Annotated in this window: 33 protein-coding genes; 25 read left to right on the top strand and 8 right to left on the bottom strand. The window is 73.8% G+C overall.

The window, feature by feature from the left end; translation table 11 throughout:
• Nucleotides 1-33: 33 nt before the first annotated feature.
• Nucleotides 34-390: a hypothetical protein gene (locus Q4D18_RS02320; RefSeq protein ID WP_303125379.1), complete on the bottom strand. Its 357-nt coding sequence runs from the start codon at nt 388-390 to the stop codon at nt 34-36.
• A gap of 436 nt (nt 391-826) precedes the next feature.
• Here Q4D18_RS02320 and Q4D18_RS02315 point away from each other — a divergent pair, with 436 nt between their 5' ends.
• The 16 genes from Q4D18_RS02315 to Q4D18_RS02240 all read left to right on the top strand — a co-directional run bounded on the left by Q4D18_RS02315 (nt 827) and on the right by Q4D18_RS02240 (nt 12,490).
• Complete coding sequence (locus Q4D18_RS02315) at nt 827-1,807, top strand: GNAT family N-acetyltransferase (RefSeq protein ID WP_303125376.1); 981 nt, start codon at nt 827-829, stop codon at nt 1,805-1,807.
• Between the two features lie 5 nt (nt 1,808-1,812).
• Nucleotides 1,813-2,523, top strand: a complete 711-nt coding sequence (locus Q4D18_RS02310; RefSeq protein ID WP_303125372.1) for a GNAT family N-acetyltransferase — start codon at nt 1,813-1,815, stop codon at nt 2,521-2,523.
• Nucleotides 2,524-2,641: 118 nt separating this feature from the next.
• A complete protein-coding gene (locus Q4D18_RS02305) occupies nt 2,642-3,016 on the top strand; it encodes a GNAT family N-acetyltransferase (RefSeq protein WP_303125369.1) in 375 nt (124 codons plus the stop codon).
• On the top strand, nt 3,013-3,546 hold the full coding sequence (locus Q4D18_RS02300; protein ID WP_303125367.1) for a GNAT family N-acetyltransferase: 534 nt from the start codon (nt 3,013-3,015) through the stop codon (nt 3,544-3,546). The genes Q4D18_RS02305 and Q4D18_RS02300 overlap by 4 nt, the downstream gene beginning before the upstream one ends.
• The gene (locus Q4D18_RS02295) at nt 3,543-4,007 is read left to right on the top strand and encodes a bifunctional 2-polyprenyl-6-hydroxyphenol methylase/3-demethylubiquinol 3-O-methyltransferase UbiG (RefSeq protein ID WP_303125366.1); all 465 of its coding nucleotides are present in this window, start codon (nt 3,543-3,545) and stop codon (nt 4,005-4,007) included. Before Q4D18_RS02300 ends, Q4D18_RS02295 begins: the two co-directional genes overlap by 4 nt.
• A 346-nt stretch (nt 4,008-4,353) precedes the next feature.
• Nucleotides 4,354-5,451 carry a GNAT family N-acetyltransferase gene (locus Q4D18_RS02290; RefSeq protein WP_303125374.1) on the top strand — a complete coding sequence of 366 codons (1,098 nt, stop codon included), beginning with the start codon at nt 4,354-4,356 and terminating at the stop codon, nt 5,449-5,451.
• 5 nt (nt 5,452-5,456) lie between these two features.
• A complete protein-coding gene (locus tag Q4D18_RS02285) occupies nt 5,457-6,167 on the top strand; it encodes a GNAT family N-acetyltransferase (RefSeq protein WP_303125372.1) in 711 nt (236 codons plus the stop codon).
• Between the two features lie 118 nt (nt 6,168-6,285).
• Nucleotides 6,286-6,660 carry a GNAT family N-acetyltransferase gene (locus Q4D18_RS02280; protein ID WP_303125369.1) on the top strand — a complete coding sequence of 125 codons (375 nt, stop codon included), beginning with the start codon at nt 6,286-6,288 and terminating at the stop codon, nt 6,658-6,660.
• Nucleotides 6,657-7,190, top strand: a complete 534-nt coding sequence (locus tag Q4D18_RS02275; RefSeq protein WP_303125367.1) for a GNAT family N-acetyltransferase — start codon at nt 6,657-6,659, stop codon at nt 7,188-7,190. The genes Q4D18_RS02280 and Q4D18_RS02275 overlap by 4 nt, the downstream gene beginning before the upstream one ends.
• Nucleotides 7,187-7,651, top strand: a complete 465-nt coding sequence (locus Q4D18_RS02270; protein WP_303125366.1) for a bifunctional 2-polyprenyl-6-hydroxyphenol methylase/3-demethylubiquinol 3-O-methyltransferase UbiG — start codon at nt 7,187-7,189, stop codon at nt 7,649-7,651. Before Q4D18_RS02275 ends, Q4D18_RS02270 begins: the two co-directional genes overlap by 4 nt.
• A gap of 346 nt (nt 7,652-7,997) precedes the next feature.
• On the top strand, nt 7,998-9,080 hold the full coding sequence (locus tag Q4D18_RS02265; protein ID WP_303125364.1) for a GNAT family N-acetyltransferase: 1,083 nt from the start codon (nt 7,998-8,000) through the stop codon (nt 9,078-9,080).
• Between the two features lie 281 nt (nt 9,081-9,361).
• Nucleotides 9,362-10,471, top strand: a complete 1,110-nt coding sequence (locus Q4D18_RS02260; RefSeq protein ID WP_303125362.1) for an NAD(P)H-binding protein — start codon at nt 9,362-9,364, stop codon at nt 10,469-10,471.
• Nucleotides 10,472-10,621: 150 nt separating this feature from the next.
• Nucleotides 10,622-10,783 (top strand): hypothetical protein, encoded by a 162-nt coding sequence (locus Q4D18_RS02255; protein WP_153239435.1) that lies wholly within the window; start codon nt 10,622-10,624, stop codon nt 10,781-10,783.
• Nucleotides 10,784-11,143: 360 nt separating this feature from the next.
• Nucleotides 11,144-11,674, top strand: coding sequence for a DUF2812 domain-containing protein (locus Q4D18_RS02250; RefSeq protein WP_303125356.1), 531 nt, complete (start codon nt 11,144-11,146; stop codon nt 11,672-11,674).
• Nucleotides 11,675-11,744: 70 nt separating this feature from the next.
• On the top strand, nt 11,745-11,942 hold the full coding sequence (locus Q4D18_RS02245; RefSeq protein ID WP_303125354.1) for a hypothetical protein: 198 nt from the start codon (nt 11,745-11,747) through the stop codon (nt 11,940-11,942).
• The gene (locus tag Q4D18_RS02240) at nt 11,939-12,490 is read left to right on the top strand and encodes a hypothetical protein (protein WP_303125353.1); all 552 of its coding nucleotides are present in this window, start codon (nt 11,939-11,941) and stop codon (nt 12,488-12,490) included. Before Q4D18_RS02245 ends, Q4D18_RS02240 begins: the two co-directional genes overlap by 4 nt.
• 52 nt (nt 12,491-12,542) lie before the next feature.
• Here Q4D18_RS02240 and Q4D18_RS02235 read toward each other — a convergent pair whose 3' ends face one another.
• From Q4D18_RS02235 to Q4D18_RS02225, 3 genes are all read right to left on the bottom strand, one after another.
• Nucleotides 12,543-13,058, bottom strand: coding sequence for a GNAT family N-acetyltransferase (locus tag Q4D18_RS02235; protein WP_303125350.1), 516 nt, complete (start codon nt 13,056-13,058; stop codon nt 12,543-12,545).
• 140 nt (nt 13,059-13,198) lie between these two features.
• Nucleotides 13,199-13,639, bottom strand: coding sequence for a hypothetical protein (locus tag Q4D18_RS02230; RefSeq protein ID WP_303125349.1), 441 nt, complete (start codon nt 13,637-13,639; stop codon nt 13,199-13,201).
• Nucleotides 13,640-13,763: 124 nt separating this feature from the next.
• Nucleotides 13,764-14,333: an adenylate kinase gene (locus tag Q4D18_RS02225; protein ID WP_303125346.1), complete on the bottom strand. Its 570-nt coding sequence runs from the start codon at nt 14,331-14,333 to the stop codon at nt 13,764-13,766.
• Nucleotides 14,334-14,392: 59 nt separating this feature from the next.
• Here Q4D18_RS02225 and Q4D18_RS02220 point away from each other — a divergent pair, with 59 nt between their 5' ends.
• The 3 genes from Q4D18_RS02220 to Q4D18_RS02210 all read left to right on the top strand — a co-directional run bounded on the left by Q4D18_RS02220 (nt 14,393) and on the right by Q4D18_RS02210 (nt 16,458).
• Nucleotides 14,393-14,992: a hypothetical protein gene (locus tag Q4D18_RS02220; RefSeq protein ID WP_303125344.1), complete on the top strand. Its 600-nt coding sequence runs from the start codon at nt 14,393-14,395 to the stop codon at nt 14,990-14,992.
• A gap of 116 nt (nt 14,993-15,108) precedes the next feature.
• Complete coding sequence (locus tag Q4D18_RS02215; protein ID WP_303125342.1) at nt 15,109-15,501, top strand: hypothetical protein; 393 nt, start codon at nt 15,109-15,111, stop codon at nt 15,499-15,501.
• A 3-nt stretch (nt 15,502-15,504) separates the two neighbouring features.
• On the top strand, nt 15,505-16,458 hold the full coding sequence (locus Q4D18_RS02210; protein WP_303125340.1) for a hypothetical protein: 954 nt from the start codon (nt 15,505-15,507) through the stop codon (nt 16,456-16,458).
• A 12-nt stretch (nt 16,459-16,470) separates the two neighbouring features.
• On the opposite strand, the gene Q4D18_RS02205 is transcribed toward Q4D18_RS02210, so the two are convergent.
• Genes Q4D18_RS02205 through Q4D18_RS02195 form a run of 3 tightly spaced genes read right to left on the bottom strand, consistent with a single transcriptional unit; the run spans nt 16,471 to nt 18,999 of the window.
• Entirely contained in the window at nt 16,471-17,160 is a 690-nt protein-coding gene (locus tag Q4D18_RS02205; protein WP_303125338.1) for a cyclase family protein, read from the bottom strand.
• Nucleotides 17,153-18,541, bottom strand: coding sequence for a cytosine permease (locus tag Q4D18_RS02200; protein WP_303125336.1), 1,389 nt, complete (start codon nt 18,539-18,541; stop codon nt 17,153-17,155). The genes Q4D18_RS02205 and Q4D18_RS02200 overlap by 8 nt, the downstream gene beginning before the upstream one ends.
• Complete coding sequence (locus Q4D18_RS02195; RefSeq protein WP_303125334.1) at nt 18,538-18,999, bottom strand: nuclear transport factor 2 family protein; 462 nt, start codon at nt 18,997-18,999, stop codon at nt 18,538-18,540. The genes Q4D18_RS02200 and Q4D18_RS02195 overlap by 4 nt, the downstream gene beginning before the upstream one ends.
• A 60-nt stretch (nt 19,000-19,059) precedes the next feature.
• Here Q4D18_RS02195 and Q4D18_RS02190 point away from each other — a divergent pair, with 60 nt between their 5' ends.
• The 6 genes from Q4D18_RS02190 to Q4D18_RS02165 all read left to right on the top strand — a co-directional run bounded on the left by Q4D18_RS02190 (nt 19,060) and on the right by Q4D18_RS02165 (nt 23,702).
• Nucleotides 19,060-19,971 carry a dihydrodipicolinate synthase family protein gene (locus Q4D18_RS02190; RefSeq protein WP_303125331.1) on the top strand — a complete coding sequence of 304 codons (912 nt, stop codon included), beginning with the start codon at nt 19,060-19,062 and terminating at the stop codon, nt 19,969-19,971.
• A 100-nt stretch (nt 19,972-20,071) separates the two neighbouring features.
• On the top strand, nt 20,072-20,653 hold the full coding sequence (locus Q4D18_RS02185; protein WP_303125329.1) for an NADPH-dependent FMN reductase: 582 nt from the start codon (nt 20,072-20,074) through the stop codon (nt 20,651-20,653).
• A 38-nt stretch (nt 20,654-20,691) separates the two neighbouring features.
• Nucleotides 20,692-21,228 (top strand): DUF2243 domain-containing protein, encoded by a 537-nt coding sequence (locus tag Q4D18_RS02180; protein WP_303125328.1) that lies wholly within the window; start codon nt 20,692-20,694, stop codon nt 21,226-21,228.
• Nucleotides 21,221-22,060: a cytochrome c oxidase assembly protein gene (locus Q4D18_RS02175; RefSeq protein WP_303125327.1), complete on the top strand. Its 840-nt coding sequence runs from the start codon at nt 21,221-21,223 to the stop codon at nt 22,058-22,060. The genes Q4D18_RS02180 and Q4D18_RS02175 overlap by 8 nt, the downstream gene beginning before the upstream one ends.
• Nucleotides 22,061-22,113: 53 nt before the next feature.
• A complete protein-coding gene (locus Q4D18_RS02170) occupies nt 22,114-22,527 on the top strand; it encodes a VOC family protein (RefSeq protein WP_303125325.1) in 414 nt (137 codons plus the stop codon).
• A gap of 128 nt (nt 22,528-22,655) precedes the next feature.
• Nucleotides 22,656-23,702, top strand: a complete 1,047-nt coding sequence (locus Q4D18_RS02165; protein ID WP_303125323.1) for a hypothetical protein — start codon at nt 22,656-22,658, stop codon at nt 23,700-23,702.
• Between the two features lie 6 nt (nt 23,703-23,708).
• Here the strand turns inward: Q4D18_RS02165 and Q4D18_RS02160 are convergent, their stop codons facing one another.
• The gene (locus tag Q4D18_RS02160) at nt 23,709-24,185 is read right to left on the bottom strand and encodes a luciferase family protein (protein WP_303125322.1); all 477 of its coding nucleotides are present in this window, start codon (nt 24,183-24,185) and stop codon (nt 23,709-23,711) included.
• Between the last annotated feature and the right edge of the window lie 28 nt (nt 24,186-24,213).

Below are 24,213 nucleotides of genomic sequence, written 5' to 3'. Positions count from 1 at the left end.
AGCCGCGGGACTGAGCCTGCGCAGGCCGCGCCCTCAGCCGCGCGTCGCACCCCGCTCGAGAGCGCCGCGACGCACTCGCAGGGCGATCAGCAGCAGGCCGATGCTCAGCACCACGTCCACCGGCCACGCGTAGTAGCCGTAGGGGTCGTTCACGCTGGCAAGGAAGACCGCCCATCGCACCACGGAGACGACCGCGGTCACGGCGACGACGCCCGTCGCGGCCCCGAGCCGAGAGAGCAGGGGCACGGCGATGACCGGAGCAAGCAACGCGAGGACGGCGCCCGTGAGGATCACCGGGTAGGGAAGGATCGCCTCGCCCAGGATCAGGGCGAAGAACAGCCCGTGGAAGACCGACGGGACCGCCAGGAGAATCCAGGTCCGCCGCCTCATGAAGACCTCTCCGCGGGCCGGACCCGCGCGCACCATGCGCCACGCAGGGCCTCTCCCACGAACAGCGCGGCGGACGACGCCCCAGCGAGGCCCATCAGCATGTCTCGCCGCAGTTCCATCGAGCCCCCTCTGGGTAGTTCCATCGAGCCCCCTCTGGGTTGTCTGGTCAGACTACGGCCATGCTGTGCCATTGCCCAGGAGGATGCCACGGAGCCCTCCGGGCGCCTGTAGATCCACGCGCGCGCGACGCCGGCCCTCCCCATCGGCACCACCTTGCCGCCCCCCCCCCACCAGTGACACGCTTCACAGCAATGTGCAGCACCACTTACGCCCGGGGGGCGTTCCCGGCCCCCGCCACCAGGCCCCCTCCCGCGCCCCGGCGCCCGAGCCCCGCTCGGTGTTCCTCGGCGCCCTCCTCCTGTGGAAAGCAGTCACCATGCCGGACATCATCGAGATCCCCCTGCCCACCTCGGCCGACGACCCGCGCTGGCAGGACTACTGCCGTCTCGGCCGAGAGCACAACCACGAGCTGCTCGGCACCACCGAGTGGGACGAGTCCCCCGAGGACGCCCTCACCTCCGCGCGCAGCCAGCCGGACTGGTCGGTCCGTCGCTACCTCGCCTACGACGCCGGCACCCCGGTCGGCCACGCCCGCTCCCTCGTCAACACCGTCGACGACCCCCACTCCGCCGCGCTCTCCGTCTACGTCCACCCGGGGCACCGCGGCCGGGGTCACGGTCGCGCCCTCGCCGACCGGCTCATCGAGGACACGGCCGGCATGCGTCGCTTCGAGACCTGGCCCACGACGCCGCCCCCCTCTCCCGGGGAGCGCACGGTGACCTCCTCGAGCGGCGCGGGCGCGGTCCCCGCCGACCATCCGGGTGTGCTGTTCGCCCTCGCCCACGGCCTCACCGTGGCGCAGGTCGAGCGCATCAGCCGATATGACCTCGCCGCGCCCGCTGTCGACCCGGCCACGGCGCTGGCGGAGGCCGCCGCGGCGTCGCCGGACTACGACGTCGAGGTGCATGAGGGCGTCGCCACGCCCGAGGTGCGCCCCGGCGTGGCCGTTCTCAAGGCCCGCATGGCCACTGACGTGCCCGCCGGAGACAGGACCGTGGCGGAGCAGACCTGGGACGCCGCCCGCGTGCTGCGCAACGACCAGCACGTCGCCGGCACCGGGCGCCTCTTCCGAGCAGTGGCGCGGCACCGCGGCACCGGCCGGATCGTGGGTCTGAACGAGCTGGTGGCGCCGCGCTCGCGGACGAGCGGCGTCGTCGACCAGTGGGACACCATCGTGCTGCCCGAGCACCGCGGCCACCGGCTGGGCATGCGCGTGAAGGCCGCGAACGTGGTCGCGCTGCGCGAGGCCATGCCCGAGGCCCGCGCGGCCACCCCCGAGAATCGACTGCAGAAATGACCCCTATGACGCCCTCATCGGACCCCAGAAGGGTCACTTCCGCAGGGGATTCCCCGGCGCCGACGCGCACCCTCGAGCAGATCTGGCCGCCCTACGGGCTCGTCGTCGAGTCCGGCGACCTGCGGATGACCGCGCTCCGGGAGGCCGACGTGCCGGAGGTGCTCGACGTCGTCGCCGGCGGGATCCACGACCCCGCCTGGACGCCCTTCCTGTTCCCGTGGACCGACGCGCCCGCGGAGGAGATGCCCGCGAACTACGTGCGGTTCTTCGCCTCCACGCTCACCCGCACCGTGGACGGCGGCGTGAGCCTCGAGCTCGTGGTGCGGCGGAACGGCCGGGTGGTCGGGATGCAGGGCCTGAACGGTCCCGACGTCGCCCGCACCCGCCGCCTGGAGACCGGCTCCTGGCTCGGCCTGCCGTTCCAGGGGCAGGGGCTGGGCACCCGGATGCGGCGCATGGTGTGCGCCCTCGCCTTCGACGGCCTGGGGCTCGACGCCGTCACCTCCTCCGCCTGGATGGACAACACCGCCTCCCGCCGGGTCAGCGAGAAGGTCGGCTACCGGGAGACCGGGCGCGGCGAGGCAGAGCGCCGCGGCGTCCCGACCGGCGAGGTGTACTTCGAGCTGCGGCCCGAGGAGATCGTGCGCGGGGACGAGCCGGTGCGGATCACGGGCGCGGAGGAGCTCCGGCGGTTCCTGGGGCTGGACCGGTCGTGACCACGGAACCCACCGTGTTGATCCGCCCGGCGGGCTCGCAGGACACAGCCGCCTTGGCCGCGGTGATGCCGGTGCGCGGTGGAGGACCGCGGATCACCTGCCTGCCGCGCGTCGTCTGGTGGAGCAGGCACCGGTGCTGGTGCTGGCCGAGACCACCCGGCCCGAGGGGCTCGAGGTGGTCGGCTGGTCCGGCGCCACGCGGACCGCCCTGCATTCCGGCGGACCGGAACAGTGGCTCACTGCCGGCCTCACGGTGGTTCCCGAGTTCCGCCGCCGAGGCATCGGTCACCGCCTGCTGGAGGCGGTCATCGAGGCCGTGGCCGGCCTCGAGGGTCGGACTCTGCACAGTGTGGTGAACGCCCGCAACGCGCCGTCCCTCGCCCTGCACACGTCCCTTGGCTTCGAGTTCGTCGAGACGGGTCCATGCTTCGCCGGCATCGAGTTCGACGGCGGCCTCGGAGTGCTGCTGGCCCGCCCTACGCTCGGCCCATGACCGTCCGCCTGCGCCCCGCCGCCCCCGACGACGCCCCAGCCCTCTCAGCGCTGGTCCTCGCACAGCACGAGCACCTGGCCCCGTGGGAGCCGGAGCGCCCCGCCCACTGGTTCACCGAGGCCGGCCAGCGCGAGGCCCTCGACCAGGCCAAGACGGACCGCGCCGCCGACCGTTCGTACGCCTTCCTCATCACCGACGACGCCGGGCGCCTCCTCGGACGCCTCACCCTGGCCAGCGTGGTCCGCGGCGCCGGACAGTTCTGCTCGCTCGGCTACTGGGTGGCGCAGGAGGCGACGGGGCGCGGCGTGGCGACCGCCGCCGTCGGGCAGGCCCTGGGGATCGCCTTCGGCGAGCTCGGCCTCCACCGGGTGCAGGCCGAGATCCTGCCCCACAACCACGCCTCCCGCCGGGTGCTGGAACGTCACGGGTTCCAGCGGTACGGGCTGGCGCCGCAGTACCTGAGGATCGCCGGCCGCTGGCAGGACCACGAGCTGTGGCAGGTCCTCGCGCCCGCGCAGGCCCCGCGGTGAACGCCGCCGACGGCGCCCAGGGCGGCCACCCCGCCAGCCGAAACGCCTACGGCGCGAGGGCGGCTGAGTACGCCGAGCTGTTCGGGACCATGGCCACCGTCGCCGACGAGGACAGGCTGCTGGTCGAGACGTGGGCCCACCGGGTGGGCGGGTCCCTGGGGGATGTCGGCTGCGGACCCGGCCACTGGACCGCCCACCTGCACTCCCTGGGCCATGACGCGACCGGCATCGAGCCGGTGCAGGAGTTCGTGGCCCACGCGCACCGGGTCCACCCTCAGGTCCGTGTCGAGCCGGGCTCCTTCCAGACCCTGCCCGCGGCCGCCTTCGACGGGATCCTGGCCTGGTACTCGATCATCCACACGCCCCCGCCCGAGGTGCCGCTCCTCCTCCGGCACGCCCACCGGGCGCTGCGCCCCGGCGGCTCGCTGCTGCTCGGCTTCTTCTCGGGGGACCGGCTCTAACCCTTCGCGCATGCCGTCACCACGGCATGGTCCTGGCCGCCGACAGAGCTCATGCGCCTGCTGACGGCGGAAGGATTCGCCGTGAGCGACGGCGGCACTCGGCAGGACCCCGGGGCGCGCCGCCATGGGTGGATCGAGGCGGCCCACGCCTCAACCGGCCAGGACCGCCCCGGCACCACCTTGCCGCCCCCACCCCACCTGTGACACGCTTCACAGCATGATGCAGCAGCAGTGACCCAGGCCGCCCCACGCCTCGTGTGCGGGCCTCCCCCGCCGTCGTCCGTCTGGAGCCCCGCTCGACGACGCACGGCCTCCACCCCTGCCCTGCTGAAGAGAGACATCACCCATGCCTGAGATCCTCGAGATCGCCCTGCCCGCCTCCGCCGACGATCCGCGCTGGCAGGCCTACTGCCACCTCAACCACGAGTACAACCACGAGCTGATCGGCACCACCGAGTGGGACGAGTCCCCCGAGGACGCGCTCGTGCAGGCCGTCGCCGAGACCGACCACACCCTGCGCCGCTACCTCGCCTATGACGACGACGCGCCCGTCGGGTACGCCCGGGTCCTGGTCAACCACGTGGACGAGCCCGACGCGGCCGCCCTGAACGTCTACGTCCACCCCGGCCACCGCGGCCGCGGGCACGGGCGGGCCCTGGCCGAACGCCTCGTCCAGGACACCGCCGGCTTCGCCCGCTTCGAGACGTGGCCGATGGCGCCGCCGCCCGCCCCCGGAGAGGACGTGCTCACCCCGTCGAGCGGGGCCGGCGCGATCCCGGCCGGGCATCCCGGGGTGCGGCTGGCCCTCTCCTACGGCTTCACGGTCGGCCAGATCGAGCGGGTGAGCCGGTACGACGTCGCCGCCCCGGCCGTCGACCCCGCCGAGGCCCTGGCGGAGGCCGAGCGCTTCTCGGCGGACTACGAGGTCCACACCTGGGAGGGGCCGGCCGAGGAGTCCCTGCGGGCCGACCTCGCCGTCCTCAAGGCGCGCATGTCCACGGACGTGCCCGCCGGGGACCTGACCGTCGCCGAGCAGACGTGGGACGCGGAGCGGGTGCGCCGCAAGGACGAGCAGATCCTCCTGACCGGGCGGTTCTTCCGCGCGGTGGCGCGCCACCGCGGCACCGGACGGATCGTCGGGCTGAACGAGCTCGTGGCGCCGCGCTCCCGCGCGGACGGCCTGATCGACCAGTGGGACACCATCGTGCTGCCCGAGCACCGCGGCCATCGGCTGGGCATGCGCGTGAAGGCGGCGAACCTGCTCGCCCTGCGCCGGGCCCTGCCCGAGGCCCGGGCGATCATCACCTGGAACGCCGAGGAGAACCGGCCCATGCTGGACGTCAACGAGGCCCTCGGCTTCCGGCCGATCCTCGTGGAGGCGGCGATGGAGGCGACGGCGCCGCTGCGACGCGCGGCCACCCCCGCGAATCGACTGCAGAAATGACCCCTATGACGCCCTCATCGGACCCCAGAAGGGTCACTTCCGCAGGGGATTCCCCGGCGCCGACGCGCACCCTCGAGCAGATCTGGCCGCCCTACGGGCTCGTCGTCGAGTCCGGCGACCTGCGGATGACCGCGCTCCGGGAGGCCGACGTGCCGGAGGTGCTCGACGTCGTCGCCGGCGGGATCCACGACCCCGCCTGGACGCCCTTCCTGTTCCCGTGGACCGACGCGCCCGCGGAGGAGATGCCCGCGAACTACGTGCGGTTCTTCGCCTCCACGCTCACCCGCACCGTGGACGGCGGCGTGAGCCTCGAGCTCGTGGTGCGGCGGAACGGCCGGGTGGTCGGGATGCAGGGCCTGAACGGTCCCGACGTCGCCCGCACCCGCCGCCTGGAGACCGGCTCCTGGCTCGGCCTGCCGTTCCAGGGGCAGGGGCTGGGCACCCGGATGCGGCGCATGGTGTGCGCCCTCGCCTTCGACGGCCTGGGGCTCGACGCCGTCACCTCCTCCGCCTGGATGGACAACACCGCCTCCCGCCGGGTCAGCGAGAAGGTCGGCTACCGGGAGACCGGGCGCGGCGAGGCAGAGCGCCGCGGCGTCCCGACCGGCGAGGTGTACTTCGAGCTGCGGCCCGAGGAGATCGTGCGCGGGGACGAGCCGGTGCGGATCACGGGCGCGGAGGAGCTCCGGCGGTTCCTGGGGCTGGACCGGTCGTGACCACGGAACCCACCGTGTTGATCCGCCCGGCGGGCTCGCAGGACACAGCCGCCTTGGCCGCGGTGATGCCGGTGCGCGGTGGAGGACCGCGGATCACCTGCCTGCCGCGCGTCGTCTGGTGGAGCAGGCACCGGTGCTGGTGCTGGCCGAGACCACCCGGCCCGAGGGGCTCGAGGTGGTCGGCTGGTCCGGCGCCACGCGGACCGCCCTGCATTCCGGCGGACCGGAACAGTGGCTCACTGCCGGCCTCACGGTGGTTCCCGAGTTCCGCCGCCGAGGCATCGGTCACCGCCTGCTGGAGGCGGTCATCGAGGCCGTGGCCGGCCTCGAGGGTCGGACTCTGCACAGTGTGGTGAACGCCCGCAACGCGCCGTCCCTCGCCCTGCACACGTCCCTTGGCTTCGAGTTCGTCGAGACGGGTCCATGCTTCGCCGGCATCGAGTTCGACGGCGGCCTCGGAGTGCTGCTGGCCCGCCCTACGCTCGGCCCATGACCGTCCGCCTGCGCCCCGCCGCCCCCGACGACGCCCCAGCCCTCTCAGCGCTGGTCCTCGCACAGCACGAGCACCTGGCCCCGTGGGAGCCGGAGCGCCCCGCCCACTGGTTCACCGAGGCCGGCCAGCGCGAGGCCCTCGACCAGGCCAAGACGGACCGCGCCGCCGACCGTTCGTACGCCTTCCTCATCACCGACGACGCCGGGCGCCTCCTCGGACGCCTCACCCTGGCCAGCGTGGTCCGCGGCGCCGGACAGTTCTGCTCGCTCGGCTACTGGGTGGCGCAGGAGGCGACGGGGCGCGGCGTGGCGACCGCCGCCGTCGGGCAGGCCCTGGGGATCGCCTTCGGCGAGCTCGGCCTCCACCGGGTGCAGGCCGAGATCCTGCCCCACAACCACGCCTCCCGCCGGGTGCTGGAACGTCACGGGTTCCAGCGGTACGGGCTGGCGCCGCAGTACCTGAGGATCGCCGGCCGCTGGCAGGACCACGAGCTGTGGCAGGTCCTCGCGCCCGCGCAGGCCCCGCGGTGAACGCCGCCGACGGCGCCCAGGGCGGCCACCCCGCCAGCCGAAACGCCTACGGCGCGAGGGCGGCTGAGTACGCCGAGCTGTTCGGGACCATGGCCACCGTCGCCGACGAGGACAGGCTGCTGGTCGAGACGTGGGCCCACCGGGTGGGCGGGTCCCTGGGGGATGTCGGCTGCGGACCCGGCCACTGGACCGCCCACCTGCACTCCCTGGGCCATGACGCGACCGGCATCGAGCCGGTGCAGGAGTTCGTGGCCCACGCGCACCGGGTCCACCCTCAGGTCCGTGTCGAGCCGGGCTCCTTCCAGACCCTGCCCGCGGCCGCCTTCGACGGGATCCTGGCCTGGTACTCGATCATCCACACGCCCCCGCCCGAGGTGCCGCTCCTCCTCCGGCACGCCCACCGGGCGCTGCGCCCCGGCGGCTCGCTGCTGCTCGGCTTCTTCTCGGGGGACCGGCTCTAACCCTTCGCGCATGCCGTCACCACGGCATGGTCCTGGCCGCCGACAGAGCTCATGCGCCTGCTGACGGCGGAAGGATTCGCCGTGAGCGACGGCGGCACTCGGCAGGACCCCGGGGCGCGCCGCCATGGGTGGATCGAGGCGGCCCACGCCTCAACCGGCCAGGACCGCCCCGGCACCACCTTGCCGCCCCCACCCCACCTGTGACACGCTTCACAGCATGATGCAGCAGCAGTGACCCAGGCCGCCCCACGCCTCGTGTGCGGGCCTCCCCCGCCGTCGTCCGTCTGGAGCCCCGCTCGACGACGCACGGCCTCCACCCCTGCCCTGCTGAAGAGAGACATCACCCATGCCTGAGATCCTCGAGATCGCCCTGCCCGCCTCCGCCGACGATCCGCGCTGGCAGGCCTACTGCCACCTCAACCACGAGTACAACCACGAGCTGATCGGCACCACCGAGTGGGACGAGTCCCCCGAGGACGCGCTCGTGCAGGCCGTCGCCGAGACCGACCACACCCTGCGCCGCTACCTCGCCTATGACGACGACGCGCCCGTCGGGTACGCCCGGGTCCTGGTCAACCACGTGGACGAGCCCGACGCGGCCGCCCTGAACGTCTACGTCCACCCCGGCCACCGCGGCCGCGGGCACGGGCGGGCCCTGGCCGAACGCCTCGTCCAGGACACCGCCGGCTTCGCCCGCTTCGAGACGTGGCCGATGGCGCCGCCGCCCGCCCCCGGAGAGGACGTGCTCACCCCGTCGAGCGGGGCCGGCGCGATCCCGGCCGGGCATCCCGGGGTGCGGCTGGCCCTCTCCTACGGCTTCACGGTCGGCCAGATCGAGCGGGTGAGCCGGTACGACGTCGCCGCCCCGGCCGTCGACCCCGCCGAGGCCCTGGCGGAGGCCGAGCGCTTCTCGGCGGACTACGAGGTCCACACCTGGGAGGGGCCGGCCGAGGAGTCCCTGCGGGCCGACCTCGCCGTCCTCAAGGCGCGCATGTCCACGGACGTGCCCGCCGGGGACCTGACCGTCGCCGAGCAGACGTGGGACGCGGAGCGGGTGCGCCGCAAGGACGAGCAGATCCTCCTGACCGGGCGGTTCTTCCGCGCGGTGGCGCGCCACCGCGGCACCGGACGGATCGTCGGGCTGAACGAGCTCGTGGCGCCGCGCTCCCGCGCGGACGGCCTGATCGACCAGTGGGACACCATCGTGCTGCCCGAGCACCGCGGCCATCGGCTGGGCATGCGCGTGAAGGCGGCGAACCTGCTCGCCCTGCGCCGGGCCCTGCCCGAGGCCCGGGCGATCATCACCTGGAACGCCGAGGAGAACCGGCCCATGCTGGACGTCAACGAGGCGCTCGGGTTCCGGCCGGTCCTGGTGGAGGCCGCGATGGAGGCGAGGGGCCCGCTGCGGCGCTCCAGAACGGCCGGATGATCGGCATCCAGGCCACGAACGGTCCCGACGTCGTCGCCTCCTCCGCGTGGGAGGACAGCACCGCCGCCCGTCAGATCAGCGAGAAGACCGGCTGCCGGGAGACCGCCACCTGACCCGGCACTCTCGGGCGCGCCCGCGGCCGCGCCCGAGGGTGCCGCCTCTCACACCCGCCTGCCGGGACCGGTGCTCTTGCCCCGGCCCGCCCCGCTTGGTGGACTGCCCTCACCCTTCCGCCTCCCCTTCCGGCCCCACCCCGCCGAAGGGCCTCCGATGAGGACGACATGACCATCTCAGCATCCCCCTCCCCCGCCGCCGCGTCCCGTGACACCGCCCCGGACGGCGACTCCCGACTCATCCTGGTGACCGGCGCCAGCGGGTACGTCGGCGGCCGCCTGGTCCCGAAGCTGCTCGACGCCGGCCACCGCGTCCGCACCACCCGTCGCGACGAGTCCAAGGACCAGCCCTGGTGGTCCGACCGGGTCGAGACGGTCACCATGGACGTGAACGACGCCGACCAGGTCCGGGCGGCCTGCGAGGGCGTGGACGTCGTCTATTACCTCGTGCACGGCATGGGCGGGAAGGACTTCGTCGAGAAGGACCGCGACGCGGCCCGGATCATGCGGGACGCCGCGGACGAGGCCGGCGTCGAGCGCATCGTGTACCTCTCCGGCCTGATCCCCGAGGAGGCGCCCCGCGAGGAGCTCTCCGACCACCTGGCCTCCCGCCTGGAGGTGGAGGAGATCCTCAGCCAGGCCGAGGCCAGCGTGATCACCCTGCGCGCGGCGGTGCTGATGGGCAGCGGCTCGACCTCCTTCGAGGTCATCCGCCAGATCAGCGAGCGCATGCCCCTGCAGACCGTGCCCACCTGGATGGACCACCTCGTCCAGCCGATCGCGATCGTGGACGCCCTCGAGGCGCTGGTGGCGTGCGCCGTCGTCGGCTCGCCCACCCGCAGCTACGACATCGGCGGCCCTGAGCGGCTGCGCTACCCCGAGCTGCTCTCCCGCTACGCCGAGCTGGCCGGCCTCACCCGGCCCCAGGTGGACGTGCCGCTCCTGCCGACCCAGCTGGTGAGCGTCCTCGCCGGGCGGCTGACGGACGTGCCGGCCCCCGTGGTGGAGGCCCTGCTGGACAGCCTGCACCACGACATGGTCTGCCGGGAGCAGGACTTCGTGCGGGACCTGCTGCCGCAGGGGCACGAGCTGATGGGCCTGGACGAGTCGATCCGCCGGTCCCTGGCGGACCCGCGGGAGACGGAGCCCGCGGACCCGGACGCGGCCGATCCGATGGGCCCGATGCCCCACGACCCCTCCTGGGCCGGCGGCGGGGACGACTCCCTGCTCCAGCGCGCCGCCGACGCCGCCCGCGGCCTGCTGCCGGGCAGGGACTGACCGGGGGGCCTCCGGCCGGAGGGCCAGGGGTGGGCGTGTCGGCCTGACCCTTGGTTGACTTGCGACGACGTCGGCCCACCCCACCCCGGGCGCCGTCGGACAGGGGGCGCTCACCCGGCGCCCCTCCCACCACGCCTGAGGAGGGCACCCATGGCTGATCAGCAGATCCCAGAGACGAAGAACTCCGACGCCCCCGGCGACCAGGACCAGGCCGCGCAGCAGGCGCCCGCCGAGGTCGACGGCCTCGCGGCCAAGGCCGAGCAGTCCGAGAAGGAGACCGAGGAGAACGACGAGGGCGGCTACGGCCACTGACCGACCACCTTGTCCCACCGACGACGCCCCGGGTGCCGCGCGCATCCGGGGCGTCGTCGCGCCCGGGGGCGTCAAGGTCGGCCTCCGCTGCCCCACGCCCTTGCGCCCGCCGGCAGTCGATGACTGAGTGTCACTCAGAGATATATCCCTCAATGATTCTCGGGGAGTGGCGGGACCCCGATGATCCGCATCTCCACACCACGTTGAAGAAGCTCAGGGATGCCGGGGTCATCGAGGAGTTCGACGGCGACGACGCCCGACGCGTCCATCGCCTCACCCCCGGGGACGCGGCGTCCTGATGAGCGACATCGAACGCCGACGCCGCCTCCTGGCGATGGCCGACCAGATCATGGAGACGACATGAGCACCACACGCATGAGCAGCGGGCTGGCCTTCACCCCGGAAAAGGACCTCGCGATGTTCGAGGACATGGCCCGCCGCGGCCAGCGGCTGGCCGGATTCTCCCTGGCCGCCCACGGTTGGCGATTCGAGGACGCCGAGCCCGAGGACGTCGTCTTCGACATGGCCTACGAGACCGACCCCGACGACGACTACTTCGACCTCTTCCGGGCCGCCGGATGGACGCCCATGCTGACCTACGGCCACATCCACTTCTTCAAGGCCGCCCCGGGCTCCGCCCCCGTCCACACCGGCACGGAGTCACGGCTCGAGGAGGCACTCGACAACCGCTCCCTGTTCCTGCGGTACACCGCAGTGACGCTCGCCGCCGTGCTCCTGGTCGTGCTGGTGATGACGGCCGCCGACTGGCCTCGCGCAGTGGAGATGGCGGCCGCGACGCTGAGTGCCGTGGCCCTGGTGTACACGAGCTTTCCGCTCGTCGGCTACCACCGCCAGGTGCAGCAGCTGCGTCGCCTGTCCGCGGTCTCATGACACCCCGCCCCACCGCTCGCGGGCCGCACCCCTGGCCACCCCCCCGATGCGCACATGCTACGTTCCCTACATGGCTGACACAGGGTCGAGACGGGCGTTCCTCGTGGTCATGGCGGTGCTCGCCACCGTCGCGGGCCTCTACGTCCTCTCCTTCACGGACCTCGAATGGCGCGGCCTCCTCGGCTGGGGGCTCCAGCTTCTCGGACTGGTCCTGCTCATCGTCGGAGCGGGACTGGGCAGGACGACGGCCCGAATCGGGCGCCGATGACCACCGCACCCGCCGAGGCGGAGCACACCGCCGTCGTCGACCCACCGGCCGGCTACCGGGTGCTGGGGTGGGCGCTGGTGTTCGTCACGGCACTCCCGTTGATCCTGCTCCCCCTGCTGGAGCCGGAACTGCGGTCGCCGGGCTACCTCGCGACCGGCGCCGCGAGCCTCGGGCTGGTCGTGTGGCTGAGCCAGGTGGCGTTCTTGCGCGCCCGCATCGAGCTCGAGGCGGACCCCGCCACCGGCGTGCTCCGCCTCCGGGCCCCGCTGTACTCCCGCGAGCTGCCCCTGGACTCACTGGCCACGGTGGAGGTCCAGGACGACGTCGGCCCGGGTGTCGCCTACATCAACTGGCCGGTGACGGGGCGGGCCCGCTCCCGCCGCGGCGTGCGCCTGGACCTCGGCGGCCCCGCCGGGCTGGTCCTCACCACCCACGACGGACAGCGGTTCACCGTGGTGACCCCGGACACGAGCACCGCCGCGGAGCTGCAGACGACGGTGGTCCAGGCGACGTCGGGCGGCGGCGTCCGGAATCGACTGCAGAAGTGACCCCTCTGACGCCCGCTGACACCCCCAGAAGGGTCACTTCCGCAGTCGATTCTCAGGTGTGCGCGCGACGCCCGTCCGTCGCACCCGTTCCCGCCCGCCGCATCGGCACGTGCGGGATCCCGTCCTCGAGGAACTCCGGCCCGTCCGGCGCGTAGCCCCAGCGGGCGTACCAGTGCGCCAGGTGGGCCTGGGCGTCGAGCACGCTGTCCCGCCCGCCGATCCGGGCGATCGCCTCGTCCAGCAGCGCGCCGGCCAGGGCGCGGCCCCGCGCGTCGGGGTGGGTGACGACGCGGCCGATCCGGGCGACGTCGCCGTCATCCAGCAACCGCAGCGTGGCGACGGGCGTGCCCGCCTCGTCCTCGACCCACAGGTGGACGGTGGCCGGCTCGAGGTCGCGGCCGTCCAGGTCCAGGTAGGGGCAGTCCTGCTCGACGACGAACACCAGCGACCGCAGCTGCCAGAGGCGGTAGGCCGTCGTCCGGTCGAGCTCGTCGAAGCCCGCGGCATGGACGGCAGGGGCGGGGCCGGGTGTGGCGGCGGGCGGCGTGGGGGCGGGGCGCTCGGGCATGAGCCGATGGTGCCACGGGAGCGTCCGACGCCCGGCGCCCGACGTGCTCCTGAGTGCTCCGGCGTCGCCGAATCCACTGCGGAACTGACCCTTCTGGCGACCGCCACCGCCCTCAGAAGGGTCACTTCCGCAGCGGATTCTCAGCCGTCCTCGCGGCGCAACGGCACCGGGACCGGCTCGGGCTGCGGCTCCCCGGTGGTGGTGGCCGCGAGCACGCCGTGTGCCGCCGCGGTCAGCACGGCGGCGAAGAGTCCCACAGCCAGCGCCGTGGCGGCCCCGTCCGCGAGCAGGGGGATCACCATGCCCGGCACGATCGCGACCCCCACCATCACCACCGCGAACCACGCCGTACTCCCCCGGCCGGCGTAGAACACCTGACGCCCCGCCTCCTCCTGGTCCACCCGGTGGTGCACGTCGCGCAGGGCGAGGACCACGCCCAGGAGGCACGCCGTCAGCAGCCCGACCGCCCATCCCAGCCCCAGCTCGTGCCGCAGTCCGGACACGACGCCGGCGCATCCCACGAGCGCCGCCGCGACGGCGATCCGCACGTGCCAGACCTTCTCCCGCTCCATCCCGTCCATGGCACCACCCTGTCAGAGCGCGGGACGAAGGGCGAGGCGGCCGCAGGACCTCCCCTTCTGCTCAGGACCGTGTCCTGAGGACGCGGTCCTGAGCACGACGTGAGGTCCGGAGGAGCAGCGTGCTTCAGGGAGCCTGCCGCCTGCCCTCCAGCCGGGCCAGCACCCGCTCCCACTGCCGCGGCGTGCTCAGGCGCAGCACCGGCGCCCCCTCCGCCGCGGCCTCCCGCTCCCGGGCCCATGCCCGCTTGCGGTCGAACGTGGCGGCGTGCCAGCGCAGGATCGACTCCTCCCCGAGCACCCGACGCCAGGACTCGCGGTTGCCGTTGCACATCTCCCCCTGCCCCACCACCCGGCGGATCGTGCGCCGCACCAGGCGCGTGAAGGTCCGGGCCCGCGAGTAGTCCAGGGCGATGACGACGTCGGCCCGCTCCATGACCATCGGCCGGTAGAAGCCGTAGGCGGAGTCCAGCACCCAGGCCTCCCCCGCCGTGACCGAGTCCGCCAGGGCGGTCTGCTCGGCCTCCGGCCGCGGGACCCAGCCCGGCAGCCAGCCGAACTCCTCGTCCACGAGGGTGACCGGCAGGCCGAGCACAGCGCCGAGCCGCACGGCCGCGGTGGACTTCCCGGCCCCCGTGACCCCGTGGAACAGGACGCAACGGGCCTGCCGCACGTGGTCGATCGAGGCGGAGGGCATGGGAGGAGGCTAACGGCCGTGACACGATGGCCCCGGTCGCACACAGCAGGAGGGGAACGATGACTCAGGTGCACACAGGCAACGCTCACAGGCAGATCGTGGACGGCCAGCGCGTCCGCGGGATCAGCCGGGCGGGTCATCCGGTGGTCTTCGGCGGGCTGATCGGGGTGGTCGGCGGCACGGCCTTCCTGCTCGCCGGGATCGCCGGGCTGCCCGGCGACGCTCAGAGCATGCTCCGCAGTGCGGCGGTCGCCCTCGCCGCCTTCGCCCTCGCGGCGGTCCTGCTCCGCCGCCGGACCCTGCCCGCCCTGCCGCCCCCGGCGCCCGGGGCGCTGCGGGTGTACGGGGCCGCCGTCGTCGTGATGCTGCTGCTGTTCCCGGTGACCCGTCTGGTGGCCCGGGCCGCAGACGCGCCGACGGCGCAGATCGCCCTGGGGGCGGCCGTGGTGGGCGCGCACTTCCTGCCGTTCGCGCGCGCGTTCGGCGCGCCGGTGTTCCGGTGGATCGGCGGGTCGATGCTGGTCCTGGGCCTGGTCGGCGCCCTGGCGGCGATGCTCGGCGCGCCCGCCGCGGGACCGGCCGGGGCCGCGGCGGCCGGCGCGGCGATGCTGCTGATCGTGGCGGGGCAGGCCCTGCGGCAGGGGGCGCCCGGCCGCTAGCGTTTCGAGGCTGACGGCTTGCCAGCCCCGCCTCCACCGAAAGTCGCTGATCGGCCTGCGCAGACCCCAACTTCCGAGGGTCCTCGGCTTCCCTGTGCAGCATCTAGCCTCCCCTCATGACCGAGACCACCCCCGCACCGGCCCCCACGGAGCCGAGGCCCGGCTCCGCCGCGAGTGGTCCGCCGGACCGCACCGCTGCGCAGGCGTGGCCCTACGCCCTCGCTGCGGCCGCCTACCTGGCGGCCCCGTTCGCCCTCGGCGCCGTACTGCCGGCCGAGACAGCCACAACGGCCCTGCTCGGCCTGCTGACCGCGGGCGCGCTGACGCTCGGGGCGATCGACGGCGTCGTCTTCCGCAGCACGTGGGCGTTCCCCGTGCTCACGGCGATCCTCGCCCTGCTCGGACTGGCCATGTACACCAGCGACGGCACGTGGATCTACGCGCTCGGCGTGCTGGCACTGAGCCGCCTCGGCGGCGCGCTCGGCGGCCGACTCCGGCGGAGGCGCTGAGCCGTGGAGATCTGGACCCTCGACCACCCACAGCACGGCCGGCTCGAGCTGCGGCAGGGGTTCGACGCCGAGTTCCTCGCCGGCGACCCGGGCTGGCCGCAGCCGGAGGCGGACGACGCCGTCGACGGGTCCGCCGAGTCGGCCCCTGCACGCGCCGGCGAGCGGCCTCCCCTGGACGCTCCGCTCCGTGACCGCGTGCGGGCCCGAGTGAAGAACCCGCCGCTGCGGCTGCAGGTGCGCATCGACGGCGAGGTCACCGGCCGCTACCCGCGCACCGGCGTGGGAGAGGTCCGATTGAAGAACCCGAAGACGGAAGAGGACGGCTTCTCCACGCTGGAGTCGCACCCCGCATCGAGCCTGCGGCGCCTGAGGGTCCAGTCGAACGCCCTGGGCGACATCCTCTCCGTGCAGTTCCGCGAGGGATCGTCCGTGGTGGAGTTCGACCCGCCGCCCGGTTCGCGGGGCGCCCGCCGGCAGGCCGCCATGGAGTCCAGCAGCGTGAAGCGGATCTTCTATCCGCTGATGGGCGGACTCGGGAAGGCAGGCGGGGCCATCCTCGTCCTGGTGCTCTTCCCCCTCCTGGCGAAGCTGCTGCCGGACTGGCAGGTGAACCTGCCGGAGTTCCGCCTCCCCCGGATCCACCTGCCCGTGCCGACCATGCCGCAGATCCACCTGCCGGTGCCCCGGCTCCCCGCGTGGGAGATCGACGTCCCCCCGCTGCCCGGCTGGCTGCGGACGGTGCTGGAGTACGACGAGGTCTGGAAGCCCGTGCTCCTCGGCCTGGTGCTCGGCGTCGTCGCGGTGCGCAACCATCGGCGCTCGGAACGGCAGAAGGCCGCCTGGGCGGCGGAGCGGGCGGCCGCCGACGGCGCCCATCCCGACCAGCCTCCGACCCCGACAGCCGTGTCCGAGGCGAGCTCGTCGTCGCGCAAGCCCTCGAGCACCAGTCGCTCCTAGTCAGGGACCGGCTCAGTCCGCCAACGCCTCCGCGGGGATCGTGGCGATCGCCCGCACCGGCGCACCGTCCGCGCCGGCGAGCGGGAGCGGCAGGGCGGTGAACTCCAGGCTCGTGACCGACGCCGGCAGGGCGGCGAGGCCACGGAGGTTCTCGATGATCAGCCGGTCGGCCCCGAGCAGCGCCTCGTGCACCGGCAGCGGCGCGGACCCGTCGGGGGCGGTCTCGTCCGGGCTGAGGGTGTCCACGCCCAGCACGTCCACCCCGCGGTCCCGCAGGTGCTCCCCCACGGCGCCATCGAGGAACGGGTGCTCGAGATAGGCGTCCTCGCCCCAGAACCGGTCCCAGCCGGTGACGAGGAGGACGATCCGGGCGCCGTCGGGCAAGGCCGCCAGCTGGCCCGCCAGCCGCGCCGGGCCGATCCGCTCCCGGGGGGCCGCATCCGGCACGCGCAGCAGGTGCGCCCGGCCGATCAGGCGGGCCACGTCGACGTCGTCCATCGTCCGTCCGTCGGCGACCGTGTGCCTGGGCGCGTCCACGTGCGTGCCCGAATGGGACCCCATCGCGACGGCGGTGACGGCGAACCCCTCGACCTCGATCTGCGCGGCCGTCTCGAGCAGGATCTCCGGGTCCCCTGGGAACACCGTCCCGCCGGTGGCCAGCCGGTGGCTGAGGTCCACCCGCCGCGCGCCCTCCTCACGCACGCTCGTGCTCCACCGCGTCCGCCAGGTGCAGCGAACGCACGTCCGGGGCCTCCCGGATGCCGGCGACCCGCGTCCACGCCCAGTACAGGAGCGCGGCCACGGCGAACGTCGGCAGGGCCGCGCCCGCCGGGGTCGAGATCACGAAGTAGAACAGCAGGTAGGCCACCGCACCCAGGATCCAGACCAGCAGCGCCCCGAGGTTCCACCCGCCGCGGAACCAGTAGGCGCCCCCGGAGTGTCGCAGGATGTCCGCCCGGTAGACCCGCCGGCGCGCCACGTAGTAGTCCACGATCATCACGGCGAACACGGGGATGAAGAGGGCCCCGATCAGGGAGAGGAAGGCGGTGAACCGCTCCAGCAGGCCCAGCCAGGTCGCGCCGATCACGCCCACCGCGCCCAGGACCAGCGCGGTCGGCACGAACGGCAGCGGCCGGGTGCGCGGCAGCGCGTGGCGCACGGACTCCGTCATCCCGTACATGACCATGGTGTTGGTGGCCATCACCGAGAGGAACATGGCGATCGCCACCGGCGCCCCGAACGAGCCGATGAGCAGGGTCGGGTCGAAGGGCAGCACCTCGCCGCCCTCGAGGAGGACGAACGACGCCGCCGTCAGGCCGAGGGTCATCGAGACGACGGTGGACACCGTGTAGCCCACTCCGGCGCCGACCGCGCCACCGGCCTGGGTGCGGGCGGACCGTGTCAGATCGGCGGAGAGCACGGTCCAGGAGATGGCCGTGGCGAAGACGATGTCGAACACGGTGATGCCGTCGTACCCGGCCGGGTCGGCGGGGATGGCCACGTACTCTGCGGGCGCGTGGGAGCCGAAGGCGGTGATGAAGATCCACGCCATGATCCCGAGGATGACCACGGCGAACAGCGGCTCCACCTTCGCGATCCCCTCATGCCCGAAGATCGCGAGACCCACTACCAGCGCCTGGCAGAGCGCGGAGAAGAGCGCCGGGTTGGAGAACCCGGTCCACTGCTCCACGAGCGCGTTCAGGGAGATGCCGGCCAGCATGGCCTGCACCCAGGACCACCCCATCAGGATGACTACGTTGGCCACGGCGGGGACGATCGAGCCGCGCAGGCCGAAGGACCCGCGGGTCAGGGCCATGGTGGGCAGCCCGGTGCGGACGCCCATGACCGCCACCAGGGTGAGGACGATCGCACCCAGGATCGTGCCGAGGACGATCCACCCCAGGGCCTCGGCGAACGGCACCCCCGGCACGAAGAGCGTGCCGGTCAGCAGGGTGGTGACCACCAGGTTGGCCGCCAGCCAGATCAGTCCGATGCGCAGACCGCCCAGGGTGCCCCGCACGGGCGGGTCGGCCATCGCGTCGGCCGAGGGGACGGCGCCGGTCGCGCCTGCGGCGCTGCTCATCGGACGGCCTCCTCGTTGGTCGCCTCGGCCTCGGCGGGCACCGGAGAGAGGTGCTCGTGCACGGCGCTCAGGCGTCCGTCCCGGCGCTCGAAGACGATCGTCTCGCGCTCGCGGTACGTCTCACAGCGACCGTCCTGCTCGGCGGTGGTCTCCAGCTCGTGCAGGAAGACCCCGCCGTCCCGGCCGATCGGCTGCACGTGGGTGGTGAGGGAGTGGCAGTCGACGACGCGCCAGCCCGACTCGTGCAGCTCCCGCCACGCCGAACGCCAGGCATCCCGGCCGAGCAGCACCTCCCGGTCCGTGTGGAAGGCGAAGCTGCACTCCGGGGCGAACCCGGAGAAGTACCGTTCCTCGTCGTTGGACCGGAACGCGTCCACGATCGCCGCCGCGGCGTCCGTGATCTCCTGCTGGAGCTGATCTGACAGGGGGCCTCCTGGGCACACGGGGATGTGGGGCACAGTCCACCCCTTCCGCCTGCGTCCGTCAACGATCCGACCCGCCCCCGCTACCCTGCCCCCATGCTCCCAGCCCCCGCACGCGCGGCCCTCAACGCCTTCCCCCTCGCTCCCCTGCGGGACGACCGCCTGGACGAGGCCGCCCTCGTCCGGATCATCCGGCGCCTCGCCGCCGCCGGCGTCGACGCGATCACCGTCCTCGGCTCCACCGGCGCCGGCGCCTACCTGGACCGCGCGGAGCGACAGCGGGTGGTGCGCCTCGCCGTCGACGCCGCCGGGGACGTCCCCGTGCACGCCGGGGTCAGCGCGCTCCGCACGGCGCACGCCCTCGCCTTCGCCGAGGACGCCGCGGCGGCCGGCGCGCGGGGGCTGCTCCTGGCGCCGCAGTCCTACCAGCCCCTCACCGACGACGACGTCGCCGGCCTCTACGCGGACGTCACCGCCGCCACGGAGCTGCCGGTGACCGTCTACGACAACCCGACCACCACGCGCTTCACGTTCAGCACCGCCCTGTACGGGCGCGTGGCGGCGCTGCCCGACGTCGTCTCCCTCAAGATCCCAGGCGTGTCCGCGGACCCGTCCGAGGCACGGGCGCGGGTCGCCGAGATCCGCGCCGCGGTGCCGGCGCGCGTGAGCGTGGGCGTCTCGGGGGACGCGGGCGGCGCCGCGGGGCTGATCGCCGGCTGCGACACCTGGTACTCCGTGATCGCCGGGACCCTGCCCGAGCCCGCGCTGCGGATCACGCACGCCGTGCGGGAGGGACGGCACGAGGACGCCCTCGCCGAGTCGGAGCGGCTGGCACCGCTGTGGGATCTGTTCGCCCGGCACGGGAGCCTCCGGGTGACGGCCGCGGCCGCCGAGCACCTCGGTCTCGCCGCGCCCGGGTGCCTGCCCCGACCGCTGCTCGGTCTGGGTGCCGCGGACCGGGCGGAGGTGGCCGACGTCGTCGGCCGTCTGCTGGGCGACGGGGCCTGAGGCGCCGCGGCGACGGTGGACCGGGGCCCGTCCCGTGCGGCACCCTGGGACGGCGCGCCCGCGGTGGGCGCCGTCCGAGCAGATCCCCGAGAGGACCCCGATGACCCAGGACACCCCGCAGGCCCAGCTCTCCCCGCAGCAGGTCGGCGTCCTCGTCGGCGCCACGCGCCCGCACCGCGTCGGCGGGGACCTCGCCGAAGCCGTGCGCGCGGCGGTCGCCGAGCGCCTCACCGCGGAGGTGGAGCTCATCGACCTCCGCGAGGTCGACCTGCCCTTCCTCAGCGACCCCCGCCCGCCCAAGCAGGGCGCGTACGAGCTGGAGTCCACGAAGGCCTGGGCCGCGCGCGTGGACTCGTTCGCGGGGTTCGTCATCGTCACCCCCGAGTACAACGCGAGCGTCCCGGGCGTGCTGAAGAACGCGCTGGACACCGTGTGGGGCGAGTGGAACGGCAAGCCCGCGGTCATCGTCTCCTACGGCAGCTACGGCGGGAAGACGGCGGCGCAGCACCTCGCGGACGTTCTGCCCCGGCTGAAGATGGACGTCGTCGAGCCGATGGTGCACATCGCCATCCTGGAGGCCCCCCGCGACGACGACGGCCGCCTCGCCGACCCGGCCGGGCTCGTCGGCGCCCACCAGGACGAGCTGGACGCGGCCGTGACCGCGCTGGAGTCCGGCCTCTGACCTGCCCTCTTGTCGGAGAGGCGGCTACCGTGGGCACCATGTCGACCGCCCCCGCCGCCACGCGCCCCCTCGACACGGCCGCCCCCGACCTGCACCGCCGCCTGCTGCTCTCCGGGATCCTCTTCGGCGTGGGCGTGGCCGCCTTCGTCGACGAGACCGTGCTGCACCAGCTCCTGCACTGGCACCACTTCTACGACCGCTCCACCACGGCCGTCGGGCTCGTCTCGGACGGGCTCTTCCACGCCTTCGGCTGGTTCGCCGCGGTGGCCGGGCTGTTCCTCTTCGCGGACGTGCGGCGCCGGGGCGGTCCCGGGGTGGGCCGCTGGTGGCCGGCGGTGCTGATCGGCGCGGGCGCCTTCCAGGCCTGGGACGGGACGGTGCAGCACAAGCTCCTGCGGATCCACCAGATCCGGTACGAGGTGATCCCCACCGAGCTGCGCGGCACCGGCCCGTACCCGCCGGTGGAGAACATCCTCGTGTACGACCTCGTGTGGATGGCGATCGCGATCGCCTTCCTCGTGATCGGCACCCTCGCGTGGCGGCGCGGCTCCCGCCGGGCGGCCGCCCGTGCATGAGCACTCCGGCGGGCTCGGCGCGGAGCTCGGCGCCCAGGCGACGAGCGCCCCGTTCCCGCTGGCCGGCGTCGTCCTCGGCGGCGGACTGCTCCTCTTCCTGGTTCTGTACGTGCTGCTGGTCCGCGCCGGACGACGCCGGGGCCGCGCCTGGTCCGACGCGCGCACCCTGAGCGCGGCGGCGGGGGTGGTGGCCGGCGTCGTGGCGGTGGGCCCGCTGGGAGTGCTCGGCCACCACGACTTCACGGCCCACATGTGGGGGCACCTGCTGCTGGGCATGCTCGCCCCGCTGCTGCTGGTGCTCTCCGCGCCGGTGACCGTGGCCCTGCGGGGCCTGCCCGTGGCGTGGGCGCGGCGGCTGTCCCGGGTGCTGTCCACGCCGTACGTGCGGGTGGTGTCGCACCCGGTGGTGGCGGCGATCCTGAACATCGGCGGGCTGTGGCTGCTCTACACCACCCCCGTGCACGCCTGGATGCACGCCTCCGCGGTGGGGCATCTGGTGGTGCACCTGCACGTGCTGCTGGCCGGATGGGTGTTCACGGCCGCAATCCTGCAGGCGGACCCGGCGCCGCACCCCCGCGGTCACCCGCTGCGGGCGGGCGTGCTCGTGGCGTTCCTCGCGCTGCACGCGATCCTGTCCAAGCACGTCTACGCGCACCCGCCGGCGGGTGTGGGCGCGGCGGAGGCCCAGGCCGGCGCCCAGCTCATGTACTACGGGGGCGACTACATCGACCTGGTGCTGATCGCCCTCTTCTGCCTGGACTGGTACCGCCGCACCGCGCCGGTGCGGTCCGGGCGGGCGGGGCGCGGAGTGGCCGGCGCGCGGGCGGCCTGACGGGCCGATCCTGACCCCTGCCCTTCACCGTGGCCCCCTGCTAGCGTGCGGGCATGGTCACCGGTCCAGTGCTGCAGCAGGTCGTCCTCGACGCCACCGACATCCGCCCGCTCGCCGAGTTCTACCGTCGGCTCCTGGACCTGCGCTACCGCAAGGGCGACCAGCCGCCCGCCGACGGCACCCCCGACGACGGCGACTGGCTCGTCCTGCTGGACCACGAGGGCCGCCGGGTCCTGGCCTTCCAGCAGACGGACGAGCTGACCCCCACCACATGGCCCTCTCCCGAGATCCCGATGCAGGCCCACCTGGACCTCACCGTCCCGGACGTGGAGTCCCTGCGCGCCGCGCACACCCTGGCTCTCGGGCTCGGGGCGCGGCTCCTGCGGGACGAGTCCGAGGACCCCGAGGAGCGGCTCTACGTGTACGCCGACCCGGCCGGCCACCCGTTCTGCATCTTCGTGGCGTGAGTGGGGATCCCGCCCGGCCGCGGAGTGCGGGGGCCGCCGGGGACCGTCGACCCTCGACCCCGCGGACCGCCGGGTGGTCGGCGGCCTGCGATCCTGTCCCCCGCAGCCGGAATGGAGGGGCCTGTGCCATGCCGCTCCCCTGGGCCGCCGGCCCCGCCCGAGAGACCGTCCTTTTCGACAACCTGCGCGCGCCGGGCGTAGGGGCCTGGAACCTCCTGGCCGTCACGGATCCGGAGGTGTCCTGCACGGACGAGCGGTGGACCATGCTCCTCGGCGCGTTCGAGAACCGCTTCCGCGTACGGCTGGTGCAGGCAGACCTCCCACCCGGGCGCGATGCCCACGAGGCCCCGTGGCGCGTGCGCACCCGTGGCCCCTGGGGCACCGCGGTGCCGCTGGCCCGCCCCCCGCGCTGGGCGTTCGACTCCGCCGGCATGGGATCCCCCTGTCTGACGGAGGGCGTGGGAGCGGGCGGAGAGCCGGTGCGGCGTGTCTACTACACCGGCCTGGACCGACTCGTGCGCACCCCGCGCACCTACGCCGTCGGGGTCCTGGAGGAGACGCCGGACGGCGGGTGGTGGCGGCGTGGTACGCCGGTGCTGCGCGGCGACGCAGAGCGGCCGAGCGTCCTGGAGCCCTGCGTCCGATACGCGGACGGGCGCTGGCACCTGTGGTTCCTCTCCTTCGTGGCGGACCCGCCCCGGGGGCAGGCGCCGGACTACCGCATCCGGTATACATGGAGCGAGGACGGCCTGACGGGGTGGAGCGATCCGCTGGAGCTCTTCGACGCGCGGCACGACTTCTTCGACGCGGACGTGCGGCCGTGGCGGGACGGCTGGCTCATGGTCCTCGCGGGTGACCCGCACGCGGAGGCGGCACCGCAGGGGCTCTGGCTCTCGTGGTCCTCCGACCCTGGGGACCGCACCCAGTGGCACGCGAATCTGCGCCCGCTGCTGACCCACGACGAGACCGCCCCCGCCTGGCGGGGGGCCGGGGTCTACGGTCCAAGCATCGCCGCACTCACCGATCAGGCGCTGACCGTGTTCGTCTCCGGCCGCCACCTGCGCCCCCGCTGGCTCACCGAGGCGCGCCGCCGACTGCGCGAACGGCGGCTTCCGCCTCCCCCCTTCGGCGACTGGTACCTCTCGGTGACTCGGCTCGAGTTCGACGCCGGCTGAGGTGCCTCACCCCCGCGCGAAGGCGAGCGCCTCGCGGATGATCCCGACGGCGACCTCCAGTTCCGCTTCATCCCGCGGCCCGTAGACCATCCACTCCGTCCCGGAATCTGCGTACCCGTGCGGTTCGGCCCACCCGAGCTCAGTGAGCCGCACCCCCCGGTCGGGCGGCAGCACCAGATGGATCGAGGTGTCGGTGACGCCGTGCAGGTGCACGGGTTCGAGTCGGCGGCCCGGTGCAAGGTTCGTCTCCGGTGAGCGCTCCTCACCCACATCCCGGAGGTGGACGGCGCGGGAGGGCGCCGGCGAGACAGCGCTGTGGCCCTCCTCGACACCGTCCAACGCGAAGACCTCCGCCACGAGTCTGCCCCACAGCTCAGGCGCGGACTGCTGATCCAGCTGACGGTGCGGTCCTTCGGAGGAGGTGGTGGGCCGGACACCGGGCCGCGGCGCGAGGCCGTCGTCGTGCACTGCGGAGTACGTCATCGAGCCAGCGTATCCACCCACCGTGACT

It is taken from the genome of Micrococcus sp., assembly GCF_030523875.1.
In the GTDB taxonomy this organism is placed as follows: domain Bacteria; phylum Actinomycetota; class Actinomycetes; order Actinomycetales; family Micrococcaceae; genus Micrococcus.
This window is presented reverse-complemented; position numbering and strand designations above follow the sequence as displayed.